The organism is Morganella morganii (genome assembly GCF_019243775.1).
Lineage (GTDB): Bacteria > Pseudomonadota > Gammaproteobacteria > Enterobacterales > Enterobacteriaceae > Morganella > Morganella morganii.
Map to the genome: position 1 here is coordinate 831,839 of NZ_CP069157.1, position 19,750 is coordinate 851,588.

The following is a 19,750-nucleotide window of genomic DNA, read 5'->3' on the forward strand; positions in this document are numbered from 1 at the left end:
TGACCATGACATTTACACTGAAAACCACAGCCTGTGCGCTGGCGGTATCCGCAATGCTTTTTCCGGCGCTGGCGAATGCCTGGGAAAAAGATAAAACCTACGACATCACTATTTTGCACACCAATGACCACCACGGCCATTTCTGGCAGAACGATCACGGCGAATACGGCTTATCCGCCCAGAAGACCCTGGTGGACGGTATCCGTAAGGAAGTGGAAGAGAAGGGCGGCTCACTGCTGCTGCTCTCCGGCGGGGATATCAATACCGGCGTGCCGGAATCCGATTTACAGAATGCCGAGCCGGATTTCAAAGGGATGAATCTGGTCGGTTATGATGCGATGGCGCTGGGCAACCACGAGTTTGATAATCCGCTGGAAACGCTGCGTACTCAGGAAAAATGGGCCACATTCCCGTTCCTGTCCGCCAATATCTATAAGAAAAGCACCGGTGAACGCCTGTTTAAGCCGTATGCCATGTTTGATAAGCAGGGGGTAAAAATTGCGGTAATCGGCCTGACAACGGATGACACAGCGAAAATCGGTAATCCGGGGAACTTCCCGGACACTGAATTCCGTGTCCCGGCTGAAGAAGCCAAAAAAGTGGTTGAAGCCCTGCGCGAAACGGAAAAACCGGACATCATTATCGCTGCCACCCACATGGGGCACTACGATGACAGCAATCACGGCTCCAACGCCCCCGGGGATGTGGAAATGGCACGCAGCCTGCCGGCCGGTTATCTGGATATGATTGTCGGCGGTCACTCGCAGGATCCTGTCTGTATGCAGCCGGAAAACAAGAATTACAAAATTGCAGATTACGTACCGGGCACCCCGTGTGCACCGGACAACCAGAACGGTACCTGGATTGTACAGGCACATGAATGGGGTAAATATGTCGGACGTGCGGACTTTCAGTTCCGCAACGGCGAATTCACGCTGAAACACTATCAGCTTATCCCGGTGAATCTGAAGAAAAAAGTCACCAAAGAGGATGGCACATCAGAGCGGGTGTATTACACCAGTGAAATCACCGAAAGCCCGGACATGCTTAAACTGCTGACACCGTACCAGGAAAAAGGCAATGAGCAGCTGAATATCAAAGTCGGCTCGGTTGACAGCAAACTGGAAGGTGATCGCAGCAAAGTCCGTTTTGAACAGACCAGTATGGGGCATCTTCTGCTGGCCGCACAGAAAGAGCGCGCAAATGCCGATTTCGCTATTATGAGCGGCGGTGGTGTGCGTGACTCCATCGAACCGGGCGATATTACCTATAAAAATGTGCTGAAAGTGCAGCCGTTTGCCAACGAACTGGTGTATGTCGATTTCAAAGGCAGCGAAGTGCTGCCGTATCTGACCGCCGTGGCAAATATGAAAACGGATTCAGGTGCTTACGCACAGTTTTACAATGTCGGTCTGACACTGAATAAAGACGGCTCTGTGAGTGATGTGACGATTGACGGCAAACCGCTGGATCCGGCAAAAACCTACCGCATGGCGACACTGAATTTCAATGCGATCGGCGGGGATGGTTATCCGAAAATTGATTCTCACCCGGGCTATGTCAATACCGGCTTTGTCGATGCGGAAGTACTGAAAGGGTATATTGAAGCTTATTCACCGCTGAAAGCGGCAGATTATGAGCCGAAGGGCGAAATTATTTATAAAAACAAATAATTGATTATGACTGTCATAAAAAACCGGGGGTGAACTCCGGTTTTTTATTCGTGAGAGTTATGAAATAAGTTAATTATTATATTTTATGTATACAATTAATTGTTTTTTAATGAATTGTTTTTATTGTGAAAATTTAAAATAAAGCGTGTTTTGCTACGATTGGCTCTTCCTGATTTGTTCATTATTTTTAGAATAAGTGCCTGTCCGTGACGAAGATCTCAGAACCGGACAGATATCCCTCCTCTCAAAAGGACACTATTAATGAACAAAACAGAAAACACCTTACATAAAAAAACACCGTCGGTGACGGTACTGGGCAACCGGGGGCAGGCGGTACGCGATATTGTGTATCACCGCCATCCGGATACCCCGGATAAAACTGATGAACGCATTACCCGCCATCAGTTTGATGCGCGCGGTTTTTTGCAGCAGAGTGCTGATCCGCGTATGCAGGCGTCCGGGCTGAGCAATTTCCGCTATATCACCTCACTCTCCGGACAGGTGCTGCGTACGGAAAGCGCGGATGCGGGAACATCACTGGCATTGAATGATGCGGCAGGGCGACCGGTGATCAGCATCAGTCAGATCCGCACGGATAACGGGCAGGATGACCGCAGCCGGGCCGTGACACAGACTTTCCGGTATGAAGGTGCGGATTCAGCCGGGCGCCCGCTGAGTATCACGGAACAGACTGCCGGGCAGAAAGCTCAGGTGACTGAATGTTTTGTGTATGCAGGCAACAGTGAGGCGGAGAAAGCAAAAAACCTCGCGGGGGTCTGTACACACCATTATGATCCGGCCGGACTGATGCAGACGGAGAGTATTGCGCTGACCAAAGTGCCGCTGTCAGTGACCCGTCAGTTGCTGAAAGATGCGGATAATCCGGTTAACTGGCCGGAAAGCAATCCGGAGAGTTTGCTGTCAGCCGAAAAATACACCACACAGACCACGGCAGATGCGACCGGTGCGGTGCTGAACACCACGGATGCGGCGGGTCATCAGCAGAAAGTGACTTATGATATCGCCGGATTACTGAGCACCAGCCGGGTGACAGTGAAAGGCGGCGCGGAAAAAATCATTATCAAATCTGTGACGTATTCCGCTGCCGGGCAGAAACTTCGTGAGGAGCACGGTAACGGCGTAGTGACCACTTACACTTATGAACCGCAAACCCAGCGCCTGATTGCCGTCAAAACCGAACATCCGGCACGGAAAAATGTATTTCAGGATCTGCGCTATGAATATGATCCGGTCGGTAATGTGCTGTGTGTGACGAATGACGCCGAGGAGACGCGCTTCTGGCATAATCAGAAAGTGGTGCCGGAAAATAAATACACCTATGACACGCTGTATCAGCTGGTCAGTGCCACCGGGCGCGAGATGGCTAATGCCGGGCAGCAAAGCGGTTCCCTCCCTGATATTTCCCCGTTTGATAAAGCCAGTTACACCAATTACACCCGCAACTATATCTATGATCGTGCCGGGAATATGACACAGATCCGCCATACAGCACCTGCGACCAATAATAACTACACCACGGATATCACGGTCAGTCAGCGCAGCAACCGCGCGGTACTGAAAACCCTGGCGGACACGCCGGAGAAAGCGGAGGCCCTGTTCACCCCGGGCGGACAGCAGACACAGTTACAGCCGGGACAAACCCTGTCCTGGACAACACGCGGCGAGCTGCAACAGGTCACGCCGGTGGTGCGTAACGGTGCTGCCGGTGATCGCGAAAGCTACCGTTATGATGCGGGCAGTCAGCGTATCCTGAAAACTGCCGTACAGAAAACCGGTAACAGCACACAGACACAGCAGGTGATCTATCTGCCGGGGCTGGAGCTGCGAAGCGGAAAAGAAAATTATCAGGTGATCTGCGCCGGTGTTGCCGGGCGGGCACAGGTACGGCTGCTGCATTGGCCGGATGGTAAAAAAGATCATCAGCGGTTCAGTTACGACAATCTGATCGGCAGCAGCGGCCTGGAAACGGACGGCGACGGTAAACTGCTGAGTCAGGAAGAATATTATCCGTTCGGCGGCACAGCGGTGCTGGTGGCCGGTGCGGACAGCGGCATTGACTACAAAACCCACCGTTATTCCGGCAAAGAGCGGGATGCGACCGGGCTGTATTACTACGGTCACCGCTATTATCAGCCGTGGGCAGGGCGCTGGTTGAGCTCAGATCCGGCGGGAACCGTTGACGGACTGAATCTGTATTCAATGGTGGGGAATAATCCGGTGTCGTTTTTTGATACGAACGGATTAAGCCGGACGCAGCAAATAAATGATTATGCAGAATTTATGGGGGCGGCAAAAGCGGCAATTCATAAAATTCACACCTATATTGATGCTCTGGCGAATCCATCCCGTATGGCCGCTGCTGAGCTACGTTCTGTAGCGAGAAAAGCAACGACGTACGGACTTAAAACAGCCGGCGGTATTGGCGGGGTTGCAGCAGGTGTTGCAATTGCGGCTTCTGTTACTGTTGCTCTTCCTGTCGTGGCGCCGGTTGTTATCGGTACTGCAACTGTGGGGGGGGATCATAGGGGGGGATAGCCGCCGGAGTTGCCAGTGAAAAAGCATTTGATCTGGGGGTCAATGCTATTTTTGACAAAAATAAATTCCAGCCGACCCGGGTTCAGACCAGGAAAATGCAGGAATCACTGGCACAGGCCGGTGGAAATTTCTTTGCCAATCAGGTTAAAGGCCAGCTTGATTTAAGAGAACAAATAAAAACACACGGGTCAGCAAAAGCAGCTTCAGCACTGGAAGAGGTTCTGGATCTGGGCGTTAAGCTTCCTGTAAAAGCACTTTTGGATACAGGATTGGAGCTCAATGATTTCAGAGGAATAACGATAGCAAAAAGGGATAAAATCACAGGTGTTCTGGATGCAGTCTCTTCCGGACTGTCATCTGATAACCACAATGAAATTATGGGACTGTTTGATGATAAAGGGACTGACAGTGTCAGAAAATATGGTACGCTGAACACAGGGCGGATTTTCCGTATGAGTTATACAAAAGATAAACTTTCTGATATGCGGACTGAGTTACTGACCAGAGTCAGTGATGTCAGGAGAATGCTGAATAATCCGGATATTTATAAAGGAAAAGCAGCAAAAGCTCAGGTTTCCGGGGAAGCATTGTTTTTCCATCAGAAAACAATAACCCGCAGAGCATCAATTTGATTAATAAAATATGAATTAACAAACTACGCTGTAATATTTGTAATTATTTTTGAGTAATTGTAATAATCAGAAAGCACTCCGGCTGGAGTGCTTTCTGAATAATAAAATAATGTAAATTTATCTTATTATCCGGCGTTATGATTTTTAATATGTTGATTATAATTATTTATTTTTACTGTCAGTTCCCCGCCATCAGTTTGATATCCGAGAGTTTTTTCAGCATAACACCGGCCCTTGCTATTACTTAGTTACCGTGGGTATTGAATCTAATTTATTATTTAATGCGTGCATTAATATCTTTGCTTTACTATTTAAGGTTAATTTATTGAGTGTTATGGAATTTATTTGTTGAATTATTATCGATGGTTTTTTTCTTGATATTTTTTTTGTTATTTTTTTTTATTTTTCCTAAAATAAACAACTATCCGCCGGGGCAATATCAGATTTGTGCGGATATTTATTCCCTTAATAAGGACACTATTAATGAGCAAAACAGAAAACACGTTACATAAAAAAACACCGTCGGTGACGGTACTGAGCAACCGGGGGCAGGTCGTACGCGATATTGTGTATCACCGCCATCCGGATACCCCGGAGAAAACCGATGAGCGCATTACCTACCATCAGTTTGATAAACGAGGATTTTTAGAGAAGAGTGCTGATCCGCGTATGCAGGCATCCGGGCTGAGCAATTTCCGCTATGTCACCTCACTCTCCGGACAGGTGCTGTGTACGGAAAGCGCGGATGCAGGAATATCGCTGACACTGAATGATGCGGCAGGGCGACTGATGATCAGCATCAGTCAGATCTGCACGGATAAGGGGCAGGATAACTGCAGCAAGGCCGTGACTCAGACTTTCCGGTATGAAGGTGCGGATTCAGCCGGGCGTCTGCTGAGTATCACTGAACAGACCGCCGGGCAGAACGCTCAGGTAACTGAACGTTTTATGTATGCAGGCAACAGTGAGGCGGAGAAAGCAAAAAACCTCGCGGGTATCTGTACACACCATTATGATCCGGCCGGGCTGATGCAGACGGACAGCATTGCGCTGACCGGCGTGCCGTTATCCATAACCCGTCAGTTGCTGAAAGATGCGGATAAGCCGGTTAGCTGGCCGGAAAGCAATCCGCAAACATTATTATCTGCTGAAAAATACACCACACAAACCATTGCAGATGCGACCGGTGCGGTGCTGAACACCACGGATGCGGCGGGTCATCAGCAAAAAGTGACTTATGATATCGCCGGATTACTGCGCACCAGCCGGGTGACGGTGAAAGGCGGGACGGAAAAAATCATTATCAAATCTGTGACGTATTCCGCTGCCGGGCAGAAGCTGTGTGAGGAGCACGGTAACGGTGTAGTGACCACTTACACTTATGAACCGCAAACCCAGCGCCTGATTGCTGTCAAAACCGAACATCCGGCACGGAAAAAAATATTTCAGGATCTGCGTTATGAATACGATCCGGTCGGCAATGTGCTGTGTGTGACCAATAGCGCCGAGGAGACGCGATTCTGGCATAATCAGAAAGTGGTGCCGGAAAACCGATACACCTATGACACACTGTATCAGCTGGTCAGCGCCACCGGGCGCGAGATGGCCAGTGCCGGACAGCAAAGCAGTTCCCTCCCTGATATTTCCCCGTTTGATAAAGCCAGTTACACCAATTACACCCGCAACTATATCTATGATCGTGCCGGGAATATGACACAAATCCGTCATTCAGCACCGAAGACCGGCAATAACCACACCACGGATATCACCGTCAGCCAGCGCAGCAACCGCGCGGTACTGAAAACCCTGGCGGACACGCCGGAGAAAGCGGAGGCCCTGTTCACCCCGGGCGGACAACAGACACAGTTACAGCCGGGACAAACTCTGTCATGGACTGCGCGCGGCGAGCTGCAACAGGTTACGCCGGTGGTGCGTAACGGTGCCGCCGGTGACTGTGAAAGCTACCGTTATGATGCGGGCAGCCAGCGTATTCTGAAAACCACCGTGCAGAAAACCGGTAACAGCTCACTGACACAGCAGGTCATCTATCTGCCGGGGCTGGAGCTGTACCGCGGAAAAGAAAACTATCAGGTGATCTGCGCCGGTGTTGCCGGGCGGGCACAGGTACGGCTGCTGCACTGGCAGGACGGCAAAAAAGATCACCAGCGGTTCAGTTATGACAATCTGATCGGCAGCAGCGGCCTGGAAACGGACGGCGACGGTAACCTGCTGAGTCAGGAGGAATATTATCCGTTCGGCGGCACAGCTGTGCTGGTGGCCGGTACGGACAGCGGCATTGACTACAAAACCCACCGTTATTCCGGTAAAGAGCGGGATGCGACCGGGCTGTATTACTACGGCTACCGCTATTATCAGCCGTGGGCAGGGCGCTGGCTGAGTTCAGATCCTGCGGGAACCGTTGACGGACTGAATCTGTATTCAATGGTGAGGAATAATCCGGTGTCATTTTCTGATGAACAGGGGCTTGTTGCTTATCCGCGCACACAAATTCCCGGAACATCTCTTTATCAACCGGGTATCAGTACAGGCAGTGACAGGGAAATTCGGGGCGCTAAGTTGATACCTCCGGCAGCGAACACGGTTACTGAATTATTTAAAGGAGAACCCGTCAGGCTGGATGATGTATTAGCTGACAGTACATTACAGCAAACACCTCTGCTTACTGACCTGATTAACCCGGCGAAGGTAAAAATGGACAGTTCGACGCGAAGTTCTCTTTCTGCCGTTAAAGGCGGAATAATGGAATTTAATGCTGTTCATATACCGGCCGGAAATAACGGTATCAATGCATTACGGATTATTGATACCGAAACATCGGCTTTCCAGAGGGGGAAAGGAACAACATTAGCATATTGGGTTCCGCAAGGAGGATATGCGGATATTCCTGCCCATCCTGAAAATGGTCAGCCTCAGTTGGTATTCACGCCGGGGTTCAGCGGGTGTTCGTTTGTTGCTGATAAACTGGATGATATGACTATCAGGGTACGACATGTTCAGGGAGGTAAAGAAGATGCCGAGTATAACAGATTACATGCGTCTGAGCATGGGCATGGAATGATTGGAGCAATGGAATATCGCGACTACGGATATCATGAAAACTACAGCGGAACAGTTCTGGAAAATATCCAGGGATCAGCATTTATGAAATATGAAGGAGACTCATGGCAAATTAAATACCAGCGCCTGAAAAATGCACCGGGTATTGTTTCTATGGGTGAAAAAACATCCGGAATAGTAAGAAAACAACAGGGGCTTAAGCTCGAAATCCGCCATAGCAGGGAACGCAGTGTTGTTGGTACTGGTTCTGTTCCTTTAATGCATTGATGAAAGATTGTTGTAATAATAAGCTAAAAAGCACTTCCCCCGGGAAGTGCTTTTTTCTGTGTATCAGTCCCGTTTCGCCACCGGGGCAAATTTCCCGTCCAGCACTTTTGCCAGATCCTGCGGTGCCAGTTCGATATCCAGGCCGCGTTTGCCGCCGGAAACAAAAATAGTGGCAAATTCCTGTGCGCCCTCATCAATCAGGGTCGGCAGACGTTTTTTCTGTCCCAGCGGGCTGATCCCGCCCACCAGATAGCCGGTGACTTTCTGTGCATTCACCGGGTCAGCCATTTCCGCTTTCTTCACACCAAGGGCTTTGGCTACCGCTTTTAAATCAAGCTGTTCTGATACCGGGGTGACTGCCACGGCGAGATGTTTATTATCACCGTTAAGCGCCACCAGCAGGGTTTTGTATACCTGACGGGCATCGAGATTGAGTTTGCGGACCGCTTCATCACCGAAATTATGATCATTCGGATCATGTTCATACGGATGGAGGGTGAATGAAATCCGGTTTTTTTCCAGAAGTTTTACAGCCGGTGTCATAGGTCTTTCCTTGCAGATAATTCAGACGGCAGTGTCACAAGGCCTGCCAGTTTAACACAAAATGGACGGCAGATTATGGTCGCCGTAAAGATGCAGTGCGCCGACCGCTACCACATAATTGCCGGGCGGCAGCTGTATCAGCCTGGTTTTCCAGGCGTCGTTGCGGCTTATCATCAGATGCTGATACGTCTGCTCGCTGAAGGTGGCGGGCAGCGGCTGCGCGAGTTTTTCCGGCCGGTAATCCAGCCACCAGCCGAGCATAATCTGAAGTGCGCGGGCATTGTCATGCCAGTAGGCCAGGGTATCTTCCAGCAGGCTCAGCCCTTCGTCCGGGAAATCCAGCAGCATCTGTAACTGTGCCTGTGTGCCTTCCAGCTCAAAAACGGGGATATTCTGTCCGTGAGCGGCATTGAGCATCTGATAATCAATGCCGTAATGCGGACGCAGCCCCAGGCTTTGTGCCTGGGCGGACTGCAGGATCAGCGCCACCTGCCAGGCGGGCAGGGTATCCAGCGTCTGTACCGGCTGACGCTGTTCCTCACAATAGCGGCGGTAGTCATCTCTCAGGTGCTCCGGTAAGCGCTCACTTACCGGCAGACGGGGGAATTCAGGGTCCTGTCCCGGGAACGGCGGTGCCGGACGGGTGATATCCGCTTCCACAATCAGGCCATCAGCACGATTGATTCTTTCCAGCAGCGGGCCGGGCAGCGGGTACATGGCTTCCGATCCCATATGAATACTGCCTACCAGATGCAGTGAGATATCCCCGGGCAATGTGAGTTCAACCGAAGGCCAGGTGCAGCCACCCTGCGGATCAGGCGGGATAAGGTAATCTTTCAGCCGGCGGAACAGTGTTTTCATGACGACTCCTGTCGTGAAACGATACCTTAGTTGACTGCAAGCGCGGGCTTTTTTCAACCCTGATAAGTAATATCCGGTTAATTAACAGGAAAAAAATAAGGGAGCGAATTATTCGCTCCCTTATCAGGTCAGAGATTAATCTTTCGGTTTAAAACGTAACAACCGGTTGGCGTTACTGACCACGGTAATGGATGACAGCGCCATGGCTGCCCCTGCCACTACCGGATTCAGCAGAGTGCCGGTGAACGGGAACAGCACCCCGGCGGCGATCGGGATCCCGAGGGTGTTATAAATAAAGGCACCCAGCAGGTTCTGTTTCATATTACGCAGTGTCCCTTTCGAGATAGCCACCGCATCGGCCACGCCGTGCAGGCTGTGGCGCATCAGAGTGATTGCTGCCGTTTCGATGGCAATATCACTGCCGCCGCCCATCGCGATCCCCACATCTGCCCGTGCCAGCGCAGGTGCGTCATTGATACCGTCACCGACCATGGCGACACGGCGTCCGGCCTGCTGTAATTTTTCAATGGCAGCGGCTTTGCCGTCCGGCAGTACACCGGCGATTACTTCATCAATCCCGGCTTCTTTGGCGATAGCCCGGGCGGTTACTTCGTTGTCCCCGGTCAGCATCACCAGACGGTAACCCTGTTTGTGCAGACGCGCCAGCGCACTGACACTGTCCTCACGCAGCGGATCACGGATGGAAAGAATCGCCGCGATGTTGCCGTCAACCGCCAGCATCACCGGAGTCACGCCTTTACCGGCCTGGGATTGCACCAGTGCATCCGCCTCACCGGCAGTGCTGATATTCTGTGCCTGCATCAGTGCATGGTTACCCAGCAGCAGTGTCCGGCCTTCAGACTCCCCGCTGATCCCCATACCCGCCAGGGTACGGAACTGAGTAACAGACGGCAGTGTCAGCTCTTTCGCACGTTCAGTGATAGCGCGGGCCAGCGGGTGATTAGAACCGCTTTCCAGCGCCGCCGCGAGACACAGGACATCATCGTCACTGAAACCATTAAAGGTATGGATCTCCGTTACCTGCGGCATGCCTTCGGTCAGGGTTCCGGTTTTGTCGAAAACAATGGTGTCGAGGGTGCTTGCCTGCTGTAAAGCATCGGCATCCCGTACCAGCACACCAAACTCAGCGGCACGTCCGACCCCGGAAATAATTGACATCGGCGTTGCCAGCCCCAGCGCACACGGACAGGCGATAATCAGTACCGTGGTAATAATGACCAGTGCATAGGTTATCTGCGGCGCAGGACCGAAGAAGTACCAGACAGCACCGGCGATCAGGGCGATAACCACCACAACCGGTACAAAAACGGCTGAGATTTTATCTGCCAGTTGACCGATTTCCGGTTTACTGCTCTGAGCCTGACGCACCAGTTTAATGATGCGTGCCAGTGTGGTTTTGCTGCCGACAGCGGCGGCACGAAACAGTACGGTGCCGTCCTGCACGGTGGTTCCGGCAGAAACGGTATCACCGGTGGTTTTCTGCTGCGGGATTGGCTCCCCGGTCAGCATCGCCTCATCCATCCACACTTTGCCTTCCGTGATCTCACCATCGACCGGCACGCGGTCACCGGTGGTCAGGCGCAGGATCATCCCCGGCTGCACATCTGCCAGCGGTACATCCTTTTCCCCTTCCGGTGTCACCACACGGGCGGTCGGCGGAGTCAGATCCAGCAGGCGCTCCAGTGCTTTTGACGAACGCTGGCGGGCACGCTGCTCCAGCATATGCCCCAGGTTTATCAGACCGATAATCATGGCGCTGGCCTCGTAATAGAGGTGACGCGCCTGCGGCGGGAATACATCCGGCCAGAGGTTTACAGTGATGGAATAGAGCCATGCGGCACCGGTGCCGAGAGCCACCAGGGTATCCATCGTTGCACTGCCGTTTTTCAGGGATTGCCAGGCGCTGCGGTAGAAATGCCCGCCCGCCAGAATCATCACCGCCAGGGTGACGATCCCGATAGTCAGCCAGATCCCGTTGTTCGCCGGGGTCAGCATCATATTGTCGCCGATCATCCCCCAGATCATCACCGGGATACCGACCGCCAGTGCCAGAGCAGCCTGCCAGCGGAACCGCTTCATATTGGCGACAGCCACTTCCTGCTGGCGCTCACGGCGTTTGGCGTCATCCTGAATCAGCTCCGCGCCGTAACCGGCTTTCTCCACAGCGGCGATCAGCGCCTCTGCAGAGGCGTGCCCGGTGACCAGTGCACTGCGTTCCGCGAGGTTAACGCGGGCATTTTCCACGCCGTCCACACTGAGCAGCGCTTTGTGTACTTTGCTGACACAGCTTGCACAGGTCATGCCGTCGAGCAGGAAGGAGAGACTGTCGTCATCCTCTTCAATCACCGGCATGGCAGGGGTATTGTCAGGGGTGGCCGGAATGTCGCAGTGCTCCGCTGCCGCAGCCTCAGTCTGAGACGGCGTCAGCGGTTCAGATTTTGGGGAGGCGTTTTCTCCTGCCACCGCCGCCTGAAAACCGGCGGCTTCCACTGCGCTGATTAAGGTCTGCGCATCGGCGCTGCCGTACACTTTTGCCTCTTTGGTATCAACGACCGCAGCCGCAACACCGTCAACCGCTTCTAATGCACTTTGCGTTTTCGCTGCACATTTCATACAATTCAGCCCGGAAAGCTGTAAAATTGTACCGGGTTTGTCTGCAATCTGAGCTTCGTAACCCGCTTCTTCGATAGTACTGATGAGGGATTGCGCATCCGCATCGCCGGTCACTTTGGCGAAATCAAGGGTGACCACCGCAGATTCAACATCCGGGCGGGCGTCGAGAGCTTTTTTCACACTGCCGGTGCAATGTCCGCAGGACAGCCCCTGTAACGCAAGAATAGTGGTATTAGCCATACTTTTTTTCCTTACATGTTTCGCATCATCACGCCGCATATCAGCACACGGCGCAAGAGAAAAAATTCTGTTCGGGGGAACGGGAATTTTGATTTACGATGATGGTAAACCTTCCCTCAAGGGTAAGGTCAAGGAGAAGTTATGAATATCAGCGATATTGCACAAAAAACGGGTTTAACACCAAAAGCAATCCGTTTTTACGAAGATAAATCTTTGATCACGCCACCGGAACGGGGTGAGAACGGATACCGGTATTTCAGTGAACGGCATGTGGATGAACTGACTCTGCTGCGCCAGGCAAAAGAGGTCGGGTTCACGCTGGATGAGTGCCGCGAGCTGTTATCGCTGTTCCGTAATCCGAACCGCCACGCGGCGGATGTGAAATCGGCGACACTGGGCAAAGTGAAGCAGATTGAGAAAACCATTACGGAGCTCACGGCTATCCGTGACCGCCTGCTGGCACTGGCTGATTCCTGTCCCGGGGATGACAGCGCAGAGTGTCCGATCATCGATCATCTCTCCGGATGCCGCCACAGCAAACCTGCCTGCCATAAATAATCCGTCTGTTTTGTGCGTCTGCCCGCCGGGCAGACGCCGTCTTACATCCTGTCAGTTAAGTTTTTCTTATTTCTGCCGATAACAGATAAAAGCACGGCTCTTTTTCATCCGGCGTTATACCGGAGAAAACCGGCATTTCTGTCCGCTGCGGCGGTAACCGGCGTAAAGGATAAGTAAGACGAATTGACCAAACTGCTGACATTATTACGCCGCATATTATTATCAGGGCTGTTTTTTTGCCCGACATTATATGCCGCACCTTTCCCTGCTGCTGCGGAAAATCCGGGCGCTGATGCCTCGCGCCGGGCGATGCAGGATGCCGGACAGCAGGTCAGTGATCTGCTGGAACAGCAGACTTACCGGCAACTGAGCAAGCCGCAGACAACGATCACCCCCACAGAGCCGTTACTGCGTGCGGCAGAGAATGAACACTGTCTGCCGGTCAGCGGCGTGTATCTCTCCGGTATCACACTGTTATCTCAGGACGACCTACGCTCACTTTCGCCATTGCCCGCAGACTGTATCCGCAGCCGTGACATTAATGTGCTGGTGGCGGAACTGATGGAGCGGTATCTGGATAAAGGCTATATCACCGCCCGGATCCGCTTTCTGCCGGTCAACGATTATCACGAGCTGGGGATCGGCGTGACGGAAGGAACCGTGGAGCGAATCGACAGCACGGATCGCGGTGTTAATACCGCTCTGCTGTTTCCCGCTCTGACCGGCAAACCGCTGAAAATCACCGAACTGGAGCAGGGGCTGGATCAGGCAAACCGCCTGAAATCCAACCATGTCACTATGGATATTCTACCCGGCAGCGCACCGGGAGGATCGGTGATCCGGCTGGTTAATCAGCGCGGCACTCCGGCCGGGTTTTCTATCAGTGCAGATAATTACGGGCAGAAAAGTACCGGACGCAATGTTATCCGCGCCGCAGTCACCGCAGACAGCCCGGCAGGATTATCTGATTTTGTCAGCCTGAGCGGCTCTGCCACAACCGATAATCCGGCGGCGCGTTACAGCCGCTCTGGCATGCTGTTTTACTCCGTACCTTACGGCGCACTGACGATCAGCACTTACGGCAGTCTTTCCCGTTACCGCATCACTCAGGCGCTGCGCTATAACCACGTCATTCTTAGCGGGGACAGCGCTCAGGCCGCACTGCGGGCGGATTATGTCATCTTCCGTAACCGCTCACGGATTGATTCCCTGATGGCGCAGATGACTTACAAACGCAGCCGCAACTACCTCAATGACACACTGATTGGCGTCAGCAGCCCGTCCCTGAGTATCGCCGAAGCCGGTTACACCGGGCTGATTCTGGTACCGGGCGGTGTTATCAGCACCTCTTTATCAGCGGAGAAGGGCACCACACTGTTCGGGGCAGCTACCCGGAACACCATGCCGGGCTCGGATCCGCAATACACCAAAGGCAAATTCTCACTCAGTTATATTCAGCAGTTTTCGCTGTCGGAAGACGCGTATCTGTTCAGCAGTCATCTGGCCGGTCAGTACACACAGGATCACCTCCCCGGGGGGGAGTGGCTGACACTGTCGGATAACAGTGCGATCAGAGGGTTTCACGACGGCTCGTTATCGGCGGATAAGGGATGGTACTGGCAAAACACCCTTTCCCGCCGTTTTGTCCGGCAGGGGATCACGGTAACACCCCGCGCCGGTGCGGACTACGGACGGGTTATGGCTCAGACCGGGCAGGCGGGATGGCAGTCTGCCGCGGGTATCGCCGCAGGGGTTAATGTCAGTTACGGCGACGCACAGCTGGATGCGCAAATCAGCCGCGCCCGGACCTCTGTGGCGGCACTGCCCGCACAGGACACCCTGTTTTCCCTGCGCCTGGGATATCAGTTCTGATCTGCTCCGTCAGTCGTTGGATGGTAAGGAAATACAATGAAAAAAGAACGCTTTAAACTCTCTTCGTCAGGTAAGGTGGCCGCGTGGATAGCACTGGCCTTTGTCACGCTGAACAGCGCAGCTGCAGGGATTGTGGCGGACGGCGGCCCGGACGGCCCCGGGGTTTCTCAGGTAAACGGAACGGATATTGTTAATATTACAGCACCGAACAGTAACGGGCTGTCTCATAACCAGTATCTTGATTTTAATGTGGATAACCGGGGCGCGGTCTTTAATAACGCCCTGACCGCCGGGCAGTCGCAACTGGCGGGTATGCTGGAGGCCAACAAAAACCTGAACGGGCAGGCCGCCGGGGTGATCCTCAATGAAGTGGTCAGCCGTAACCCCTCTCTGCTGCTGGGCCAGCAGGAAGTGTTCGGCATGGCGGCGGATCTGATCCTCGCCAACCCGAACGGGATCAGCTGTCAGGGCTGTGGTTTTATCAACACCAATAATGCCGGGCTGATCGTGGGTAATCCGCTGATTGAGAACGGAATGATCAGTGCATACAGTACGCTGGATAACACCAGTTCACTGACGATCGGAAATAACGGGATCACGACCGGTAAAGTGCTGGATCTGGTTGCGCCTGCGATTAATGCCGACGGGGAGATCCGCGCGGCGGCACTGAATGTGATCACCGGGAACAATACCGTTTCCGCTGATATGCAGACTATTTCCGCCGGGAAAAACGCGGTTCCGCTGGACAGCTATTATCTGGGCGGCATGCGCGTCGGTAAAATCCGTCTGGTGAATACCGCACAGGGCAGCGGTGTGAAACTGGCCGGTAATATTGATGCTGTGAATGGTTTCGATGCTCAGTCTCAGGGCGCTCTGACACTCACCGGCGCACAGGTCACCGGCGGGGATATCCGCCTGAGCGGTGATACGCTGCGTACCGAAGGACAGCTGCGCAACGAACATCAGCGGACAGAAGACAAACGCAGCGGGCAATCCGTCACCGGCGAAACCAGGCAGGGGCGCTACACCCGCACCTCACTGGACGGCAAAAACATCACACTGGTGGCACAGCAGGAAGCCCGGCTGACCGGCACTGATCTGCACGGGCTGGAGATCGCCGTTCATGCCGGCTCCATCACGCTCGACAGCGACCAGGTTGCACAGTCAGACACCCGTACCACAAATCAGTGGAAGATGTCGTGGGAAAATAATGAAACCCGCAAAGATGAAAGCATCCGGCAGGAAACCAGCAACCTCCGTGCTGACGGTGATATCCGTCTGGCAGCCAAAACCGGTGATATTACCCTGAAAGGGGCAACACTGGCGGCCGGATCGCATCTCAGTGCGGATGCCAAAGGGGATATCCGGCTGGAGAGCGTGACTGACTCCCGCACTCAGACGGTGTCCGGCAATAAACGCAATGAGACGGCAAAACTGCTCAGCGGCACACACGGCGATGTCACGTCAAAAGAGCAACTGGTGAAAACGGAACTGACCGCAGGCGGCAATCTGGGACTGAATGCCGGTCATGACATCCGGGCTCAGGCGGTACAGGTACACGCCGGACAGGATCTGATCATCAACACCGGTAATAATCTCACCATCGGTACGCAAACGACGACACAGCATCAGGGGCATACGGAGAATATCACCTCCTGGGGCGGTATCGGCGGCGGCTCCCGTGAAAACCGGGCCACCACGGAAGAGACGGCGCACGGCTCTGACGTTACCGCAGGCGGTAAGCTCTGGCTTTCCGGCGGTAACGGCGTCACTGTTACCGGCAGCAAGGTAAAAGGCACACAGGACAGTCTGGTGCAGACCGGACAGGGCGCGCTGGTGATTGAAAACGGCATCAGTCGGACGGCGAAACACATTGATAACCGTGATGGCGGCGCGTTTAACATCACCCGCAGTACCCTCCGTGAAAACAGTGAAGATACCCGCGTTGAGCGCAGCGAGCTGAAATCAGAAGCTGACCTGCGGCTGGCCGGGAAAAATGATATCACCATCGCCGGAAGCCTGATTGAAAGTGCGGGCACACTGAAAATTGATACCCTTGGTGATATCAATGTCCGTGCGGCACAGGCACAAAAACAGTCTGACAAAACAGAAACCACACTCAAAATCAGCGGCTATGCCAAAGAGGATGAGGACAAACAGTACCGCGCCGGTCTGGATATCAACCATACCCGCGACACGCAAAAGCAGGATTCTGTCACGCAGCAGGGCAGTGAACTCAAAGGCGGCAGTGTCTCTGTCACCGCCGGAAATGATCTCACCCTTACCGGCTCTTCTCTGACCACCACGCAGGGGGATGCGGCGCTTTCCGCTGAAAATATCACCCTGAACGCAGCGGATAACCGTGAAACCCGGACACAGCAGAAAGGGGAATCACACGGCGGTATTTATCTGACCGGCGGCATGGATAAACTCGGCGGCGGTCTGAGCGGCGGTCATACTGAAACCGGTAAGACACAGGAGCAGCATCAGGCGGTCACCTCCGGCACACAGGTACAGGGTAACCTCACCCTGACCGCCGGTAAAACGCTCTCGCAGGAAGGCGCATCACACACGGTGGGCGGCGCTTATACGGAAACTGCGCAAAACTCGGCGCACCGGGCGGCTCACAACAGTGATCGCACCACGGAAACCCGTAAAGGCGGCGAAGGCAGCCTTGGTGTTTCGCTGGATTACAGCAAAGTCTCCCGTCCGCTGGCCAAAGCCGGTGAAAATATTTCGGAAGGCAATATTGCCGGGGTGGCGGACAGCACCGCTGCCACCGGACTGCCGGATATCGGCGTTGACCTGAGCGGTAAAGGGGAAAACCGGCAGACCATCAGTGAAAACACACAGGCAAAAACCACCTCTGTTAATGCAGGATCGGTTGCCGTGAACACCACGGATCGTGTTCTTGATGAAGGAACACAGTACCGGGCGGATAACGGCGGTATTGCGATCAGCACCGGCGATTATCAGTCTGCGGCGGCAGCGGATACACATCATCAGTCGGAATCTGTGACTGAGGGCAAAGGAAGTCTGCGTGTGGCAACATCCACCGGACAGGATGTTGCGATCAGCGCGGAAGGCAGCGGCGGTCATCGTCTGGCAACTGAGAGCAGCAGTAAAGCGGTGACCGGTTCGCTGTCGGCGAAAGGGGATATCTCTGTGCAGGCGGGGCGTGATGCGGCATTGCAGGGCGATACACTGCGCAGTGAGGAAGGGCTCGTTTCTGTCCGTGCCGGTGATAATCTGACGCTGGATCAGGCGGGTGATACCCACAGCAAAACCGTCAGCGGCTATGATGCCGGGGCGAAGGTAAATGTGGAATCGCTCAACCTGAAAAATGCCGGTGGCGGTCTCAGCGGCGGACGTGAGGTGTACAACGAAAGCGGCACAACGGCGAAAACCGGCGTGATTGAGGGCAAAACCGGCGTGGTATTACAGGCCGGAAACGACCTGACCGCTAACGGTACTAATGTCAGCAGTGGCGGGGATGTGACGGTGAAAGGCGGACACAACACCCTGCTTGACAGCGCGGAGAGCACGAATACCATCTCCGGCCATCAGTGGCACGGTGGTGTTCAGGCTAATGGCGGTAAAACAGAGATCGGCAGCAAACCCGGCGGCGGTGCGGATTTCAGTATCAGCAAACAATCTGAAAACGTGACTGACCAGCGCGGCGGCAGCCTGCGCAGCGGCGGTACTGTTTCTGTTTCTGCGGACGGTATGCGGGATGATGCGCTGCATCTGAAAGGTACGCAGATTGATGCACAAAATACCGCGCTGACCGCCCGTGACGGCGGTATTGTGATTGAATCGGCACAGAAAACCACGGACAAAGCCAACTGGAATGCGGGCGGAAACCTGAATATCGGCACCTCGCGCAGTACAGAAAATCCGGAAACCGGTTCGCGGCATAATATCAGTGCCGGTCTGAAGGGCGGGATCGATAATCAGCAGACGGTAACGCAGAAAAATGCCCTTGCTGACAGCGGAAATCTCACGCTGAACAGCCGCAATGATACGCAGATCCGGGGTGGAAAACTGACGGCGGATACCATCAGCGGGCGTGTCGGCGGTGATTTGATCGTGGAAAGCCGGACTAACACCGAATCTGTTCTGAAAGTTGACGCGGATCTGTCGGCGGCACATACCAATGATGAGGGCAGCAGTACCACCTCAAAACTGGCCAATGCCGGTACACCGAAGTTTGCAGATGACATCAAAGCGGGTCTGGAAAACGGACTGGATAAAGCGGCAGATTCTGTACGGGAAAATGCCGGAGCCGGTGCTGGTACGGTGGCGGACAAGGTGAAATCCGGCCTGACATCCCCGTCCGGGATGAACGGCAATGTTAAAGCGTCCTTCGAAACCCGTTCCGCAGAACAGGTGGGACAGCAATCCGGTCTGACCGCCCGTGAACAGGGCAAACTGCGTACCGGCGGCAGCACTATCCTGACCGGCGCGGTGCTGGACGGTCTGCCGGATGGCGGGAACACCGAAATGCGCTCTGTGGCGGTCAAAGAGACCGGCACCCGCATTCACGGCGAACTCCCGCTCAATGCCGGACAGGCTGTCAGCGCGGTTAAGGACGGAATTGTAAACGGAAAATCCCCGGTCGGTATTTCTGTCACTAATGATCACAGCAGTGTGAACAGTAAAGTGAAGTAATTATTAGTTTATTCAGTAAGATAAAACGGCTCCCTGCGGAGCCGTTTTTTAATATGACAATCCGGCGTGGTTTAAAAATTGTTTATATAACTGTGGTTATGATCAGGGTTATCAGTTCGGCTGTACTTAATCTGATTGTGGAACGACTACGGTATGACTACACTA

10 protein-coding genes are annotated in these 19,750 nt (G+C 53.6%); 7 read left to right on the top strand and 3 right to left on the bottom strand.

Translation table 11 applies throughout. The features are described from left to right. The first annotated feature begins 5 nt into the window (after positions 1-5). The 4 genes from ushA (at position 6) to JL661_RS03805 (ending at position 8,206) form a co-directional block, all read left to right on the top strand. Positions 6-1,673: a bifunctional UDP-sugar hydrolase/5'-nucleotidase UshA gene (ushA, locus tag JL661_RS03790; RefSeq protein WP_062771838.1), complete on the top strand. Its 1,668-nt coding sequence runs from the start codon at positions 6-8 to the stop codon at positions 1,671-1,673. A 261-nt stretch (positions 1,674-1,934) separates the two neighbouring features. After that, positions 1,935-4,229 carry an RHS repeat-associated core domain-containing protein gene (locus tag JL661_RS03795; RefSeq protein WP_425593539.1) on the top strand — a complete coding sequence of 765 codons (2,295 nt, stop codon included), beginning with the start codon at positions 1,935-1,937 and terminating at the stop codon, positions 4,227-4,229. A gap of 95 nt (positions 4,230-4,324) precedes the next feature. After that, positions 4,325-4,861 (top strand): hypothetical protein, encoded by a 537-nt coding sequence (locus tag JL661_RS03800; protein ID WP_218481019.1) that lies wholly within the window; start codon positions 4,325-4,327, stop codon positions 4,859-4,861. A gap of 483 nt (positions 4,862-5,344) precedes the next feature. After that, complete coding sequence (locus JL661_RS03805; RefSeq protein ID WP_062771832.1) at positions 5,345-8,206, top strand: RHS repeat protein; 2,862 nt, start codon at positions 5,345-5,347, stop codon at positions 8,204-8,206. Between the two features lie 63 nt (positions 8,207-8,269). Here JL661_RS03805 and ybaK read toward each other — a convergent pair whose 3' ends face one another. The 3 genes from ybaK to copA all read right to left on the bottom strand — a co-directional run bounded on the left by ybaK (position 8,270) and on the right by copA (position 12,484). Beyond that, positions 8,270-8,749 (bottom strand): Cys-tRNA(Pro)/Cys-tRNA(Cys) deacylase YbaK, encoded by a 480-nt coding sequence (ybaK, locus tag JL661_RS03810; RefSeq protein ID WP_004237643.1) that lies wholly within the window; start codon positions 8,747-8,749, stop codon positions 8,270-8,272. A 51-nt stretch (positions 8,750-8,800) separates the two neighbouring features. Beyond that, on the bottom strand, positions 8,801-9,610 hold the full coding sequence (locus JL661_RS03815; RefSeq protein WP_004237644.1) for a TraB/GumN family protein: 810 nt from the start codon (positions 9,608-9,610) through the stop codon (positions 8,801-8,803). Positions 9,611-9,745: 135 nt separating this feature from the next. Next, positions 9,746-12,484, bottom strand: a complete 2,739-nt coding sequence (gene copA / locus JL661_RS03820; protein WP_062771829.1) for a copper-exporting P-type ATPase CopA — start codon at positions 12,482-12,484, stop codon at positions 9,746-9,748. A gap of 141 nt (positions 12,485-12,625) precedes the next feature. Here copA and cueR point away from each other — a divergent pair, with 141 nt between their 5' ends. From cueR to JL661_RS03835, 3 genes are all read left to right on the top strand, one after another. Beyond that, positions 12,626-13,042, top strand: coding sequence for a Cu(I)-responsive transcriptional regulator (cueR, locus tag JL661_RS03825; protein WP_004237647.1), 417 nt, complete (start codon positions 12,626-12,628; stop codon positions 13,040-13,042). 183 nt (positions 13,043-13,225) lie between these two features. Continuing rightward, positions 13,226-14,914, top strand: a complete 1,689-nt coding sequence (locus JL661_RS03830; RefSeq protein WP_062771826.1) for a ShlB/FhaC/HecB family hemolysin secretion/activation protein — start codon at positions 13,226-13,228, stop codon at positions 14,912-14,914. 36 nt (positions 14,915-14,950) lie between these two features. Continuing rightward, complete coding sequence (locus JL661_RS03835) at positions 14,951-19,585, top strand: hemagglutinin repeat-containing protein (RefSeq protein WP_062771823.1); 4,635 nt, start codon at positions 14,951-14,953, stop codon at positions 19,583-19,585. Positions 19,586-19,750: the final 165 nt, after the last annotated feature.

Bases quoted from the DNA above. Each gene is read 5' to 3' on its own strand.
- ushA (WP_062771838.1), top strand. From the start codon at position 6: ATGACATTTACACTGAAAACCACAGCCTGTGCGCTGGCGGTATCCGCA.
- JL661_RS03795 (WP_425593539.1), top strand. From the start codon at position 1,935: ATGAACAAAACAGAAAACACCTTACATAAAAAAACACCGTCGGTGACG.
- JL661_RS03800 (WP_218481019.1), top strand. From the start codon at position 4,325: ATGCAGGAATCACTGGCACAGGCCGGTGGAAATTTCTTTGCCAATCAG.
- JL661_RS03805 (WP_062771832.1), top strand. From the start codon at position 5,345: ATGAGCAAAACAGAAAACACGTTACATAAAAAAACACCGTCGGTGACG.
- ybaK (WP_004237643.1), bottom strand. From the start codon at position 8,749: ATGACACCGGCTGTAAAACTTCTGGAAAAAAACCGGATTTCATTCACC.
- JL661_RS03815 (WP_004237644.1), bottom strand. From the start codon at position 9,610: ATGAAAACACTGTTCCGCCGGCTGAAAGATTACCTTATCCCGCCTGAT.
- copA (WP_062771829.1), bottom strand. From the start codon at position 12,484: ATGGCTAATACCACTATTCTTGCGTTACAGGGGCTGTCCTGCGGACAT.
- cueR (WP_004237647.1), top strand. From the start codon at position 12,626: ATGAATATCAGCGATATTGCACAAAAAACGGGTTTAACACCAAAAGCA.
- JL661_RS03835 (WP_062771823.1), top strand. From the start codon at position 14,951: ATGAAAAAAGAACGCTTTAAACTCTCTTCGTCAGGTAAGGTGGCCGCG.